4 protein-coding genes are annotated in these 3,895 nt (G+C 48.6%); all 4 read left to right on the top strand.

Features of this window, described 5'->3' with window-relative positions; genetic code table 11:
* Positions 1–785: RibD family protein (locus WBA23_RS19905; RefSeq protein ID WP_424584033.1), on the top strand; the 785-nt coding region annotated here is incomplete at its 5' end.
* Positions 778–1,740, top strand: coding sequence for a zinc-dependent alcohol dehydrogenase (locus WBA23_RS19900; protein WP_424584032.1), 963 nt, complete (start codon positions 778–780; stop codon positions 1,738–1,740). The genes WBA23_RS19905 and WBA23_RS19900, both read left to right, overlap by 8 nt.
* Before the next feature lie 79 nt (positions 1,741–1,819).
* Positions 1,820–2,338 (top strand): GNAT family N-acetyltransferase, encoded by a 519-nt coding sequence (locus WBA23_RS19895; RefSeq protein ID WP_424584031.1) that lies wholly within the window; start codon positions 1,820–1,822, stop codon positions 2,336–2,338.
* Positions 2,339–2,447: 109 nt separating this feature from the next.
* Positions 2,448–3,815, top strand: a complete 1,368-nt coding sequence (locus WBA23_RS19890; protein WP_424584030.1) for a M24 family metallopeptidase — start codon at positions 2,448–2,450, stop codon at positions 3,813–3,815.
* The last annotated feature ends 80 nt before the right edge of the window (positions 3,816–3,895 follow it).

Genomic DNA, 3,895 nt, shown 5'->3' with positions numbered 1-3,895 from the left:
CCGAGGCTGATATTCAGCATCATAAGGCAACCTCTTTTCTCCTAGACAACACAATCTTGGTGCTGGATTACGTGTACGAGCTGGATGAAGAGGTTATTGATTTTCTGGCAACCTATATGCCTTACTGCTTTCTACCCATTCAGGCCAAAAAGCAGCAGCGAGCGATAGCGATTACCCACTTTGCCCAGTCGTTAGACGGGAAAATTGCTACCCAACAGGGTGACTCTAAGTGGATTGGTAACGATGACAATCTCATCCACGCTCACCGGATGCGGGCTCTGTGCTCTAGTATTCTTATTGGGTCGCACACGCTCAACTACGACCATCCTTCGCTTACCGTCCGCTTGGTGAAAGGTAGCAACCCCCGGAGAGTAGTCATTTGCTCTACCGAAAGTGATTTTAGTAGTTTGCAGAGTAATACTGAAAATCCCGTACTGGTGATCGGCAGCGGCAAAGATCCTTGCTTGGAAAATGCCGAATATGTTCAGTTGGCTGCCGACGAAACCGGAAAAATCGCCTGCTTGGATATACTTCGGTTGCTCTTTGAAAAAGGACTATCTACCGTGTACGTGGAAGGTGGCTCCGCCACCACCTCTAGCTTCTTAGCGCAAAAGCTAATCGATGTTTTGCAATTGCACATTGCCCCCCTGATTTTTGGGTCGGGGTTGGATAGTTTTACGCTACCCGAAATCAGTTCAGTGAGCGAAGCGGTGCAGTTTGATCGTTTTTACTATAAACCCATCGGCGATACGTTTATGTTTGTGGGCGAAATGCACCATGACTAACCCTTCGGCCCTCTGGCATACATCGGCCCAAAAAAGCCTTATTCGTACCCAGCCAAGTTTGCCCCTCACCGATGGTCAGTGCCGTATTGAAGCGGTATACTCGCTCATCAGCAGTGGTACCGAGACTTTGGTAGCTTCCGGACAGGTTCCACTGGAACTGCACCGCTCCATGCGAGTGCCGTACATGGAAGGGGATTTCTCGTTTCCAGTCAAGTACGGTTATTCGCTGGTCGGGAAAGTGATTGAGGGCAATAAATCTATCTTAGATAAACACGTTCACTTGCTACATCCGCACCAGTCCGAATGTGTAGTGAACGAGACAGACGTGACGGTTATCCCTAATGAAGTTCCGCCCCAACGAGCGGTGTTAGCCAGTAATCTGGAAACCGCCCTAAACGCCATTTGGGATAGTGGCCTTTCCACCGGAGATCGGATATTAGTGGTAGGAATGGGACTAGTCGGTTCGCTGGTCGCTCATCTGGCTCGTCAGTTTCCCGCTACGCAAGTGCGGGTAGCTGAAGCAGACTCAGTGCGCCAAACGTTAGCTAAAAACTTAGGCTTTCAATTACATGATTCATCAGATGTGCCCTTTGACGTAGCGTTTCATACTAGCGGTAGTAGTGCGGGATTGCAAACTGGCATTGATGGTGTAGGCAACGGAGGAAAAATAGTTGAGTTGAGTTGGTACGGCACCCGTTCGGCGAAAGTGAAGCTAGGTGGAAGTTTCCACCAGCAGCGGAAGCAGATTATTAGCTCGCAGGTTTCCCAGATCCCTCCGCATCAGCAAGCCCGCTGGGATTATCGTCGGCGAAAGCAAACGGTGCTGGAGCTACTGAAGAATGATCGTTGGGATGAATTTTTAACCGCCACGGTAAATTTTGCCGATTCGCCCCAACTGTTTGATAAGCTTCGGCAGGGTGATCGTTCGCAGTTGAGTTGGACTATTCGTTACTAAATCAGAATAGCGACTTTCTAATTTAGCGTCCGCTACTTCTTGAAAAAGATAGTTAAGCTTTACTATCTTAGTCGCTGATATGGAGAATTTTCATTCTACCGAAACAACCCGTACAAAGGTTCGAAAGCTCACTTCAGCCGACGAAGCTGATTTTGAAGCCCTGCTGGGTGACCCCCGGGTGACCGCTACGCTGGCATTTGACGAAGAAACTACCACCGAACGAGGCACCCAGCACCTACTGAGTCTGATCACTTCGTTTTACGATTTTGATAACCCAATTCTGATCTTCGGAGTAGAAGAGAAGCAGTCGGGTAAATTTGTGGGAGCCACCGGGTACAATTCGCTGGACGAAGAAGAAGCCGAGCTATTCTATGCTATCGCACCGACTTTCTGGGGACAAGGCTTAGCTACCGAAATTGTAGCCGAAATGACCCGCTACGCCTTCGAGAATCTTCCGTTTACCACGCTTAAAGCCTTCGTTACCCCGGATAACGAAGGAGCTAAACGAGTGGCTGAGAAAAACGGGTTTGAGAACGTAGGCTTAACTAATAATCCTAACTTTTTTGAACCGGTGCACTTATATCAGTTAAAAAAATAAGTTCCTCTCGCAATTCACCCTTCCATCCCAACGCGTAGTCTGCTCTTTTCTTTAGGAAGCCTACCATTCGTTTTGTAGCTTTGGGATTGACCGAAACCTATCCTAAACGATGAAATTGAAAACACTACTTGCTACTGTCTGCTGTCTGTTTATTGTCTTCTCCGCTACGGCTCAATCAGCGTTACCCAAGGTGCTGGATTTGCAAGAACGAGCGCAGGTAGAAGAAGAGATTCTGGAAGAGCGCATTCGCACTATTTTACCCGATTTGATGGAGCGTAGTGGCATTGATCTGTGGCTGCTTATCTCTCGGGAGTACAACGAAGACCCGGTACTGAAAACCCTGCTTCCACCTACCTGGCTCTCAGCTCGGCGCACCACCATGCTGGTGATGTATTATCCCGAAGGAGCTGACTCAGTAGAATGTCTGGCAGTAGCTCGCTACGATGTAGGTAGCGTATTCAAAAAAGCCTGGAATCCCGAGGAAGAACCCGACCAGTGGAAGCGATTGGCCGAGATCATTGCCGAACGCGATCCGGAGCAAATCGGAGTGAATACTTCGGAACATTTTGCTCAAGCTGACGGGTTGGCCCACACTGATTATTTACACCTGATGGATGCGCTATCCACTGACCAAGCTAAAAAGGTCACCTCCGCGGAAAACCTAGCTATCGGTTGGTTAGAAACCCGCACCGAACGCGAAGTGATACTGTACGAGCATATCGCCCGGATTGCTCACCATATTATTGCCGAAGGATTTTCTGAGAAAGTGGTTCATCCCGGAATTACGACTACCGAAGAAGTAGTTTGGTGGTACCGCAACCGAGTGAATGAACTCGGGCTGGACACTTGGTTTCACCCCACAGTAGATGTGCAACGATCTGCCCCTGAAAACCAAGAGAACCAACGTAGTTTTTCCCAACGCCCTGATAAGCAAGTGATTATGCCCGGCGACTTGTTACATGTAGATTTTGGCATCACCTACCTGGATATGAACACTGATACGCAGGAGAATGCTTACGTGTTGAAACCGGGGGAGACCGAAGCTCCGCCTTACTTGCGAAAAGCCCATCAAACCGCTTTGCGTCTGATGGATATTCTGACCGATAACTTTCGGGTAGGTCGGACCGGTAACGAAATTTTACTAGCGTCTATTGAGGAAGCTAAAGCCGAAGGCATAAAGCCTACCATTTATACCCACCCCATCGGCTACTACGGTCATGGCTCGGGCCCCACTATCGGACTGTGGGATCAGCAGGGTGGCGTACCGGTGAAGGGTGATTACCCGATGTACTCCAACACCGCGTATTCTATTGAGCTGAATGCCGCGGTATTTATTCCTGAATGGGATAAAGAAGTGCGAATGATGATGGAAGAAGATGCTTTTTTTGATGGCAAAAAGGTGCGCTACCTCGATGGCCGCCAGAAAGAGTTATTCCTAATTCCTCGTCAGCGGGTTAATGAAGTAGTGGAGTATTAGTCCATTAAATAGCGCTGTTGCTTAGCGATCGTTATTTTGAACAGCGTACAACGTTGTTCGCTAATTAGGTGTCTTGGTAG

Origin of the sequence: Tunicatimonas sp., from assembly GCF_049647865.1 — a bacterium.
Taxonomy (GTDB): Bacteria; Bacteroidota; Bacteroidia; order Cytophagales; family Cyclobacteriaceae; genus Tunicatimonas.
The sequence above is the reverse complement of the archived record's forward strand: the minus strand, read 5'-3'. Positions and strand labels throughout refer to the sequence as shown.

Excerpts from the sequence above, each read along its gene's own strand:
- WBA23_RS19890 (WP_424584030.1), top strand. The coding sequence starts at position 2,448 with ATGAAATTGAAAACACTACTTGCTACTGTCTGCTGTCTGTTTATTGTC.
- WBA23_RS19900 (WP_424584032.1), top strand. The coding sequence starts at position 778 with ATGACTAACCCTTCGGCCCTCTGGCATACATCGGCCCAAAAAAGCCTT.
- WBA23_RS19895 (WP_424584031.1), top strand. The coding sequence starts at position 1,820 with ATGGAGAATTTTCATTCTACCGAAACAACCCGTACAAAGGTTCGAAAG.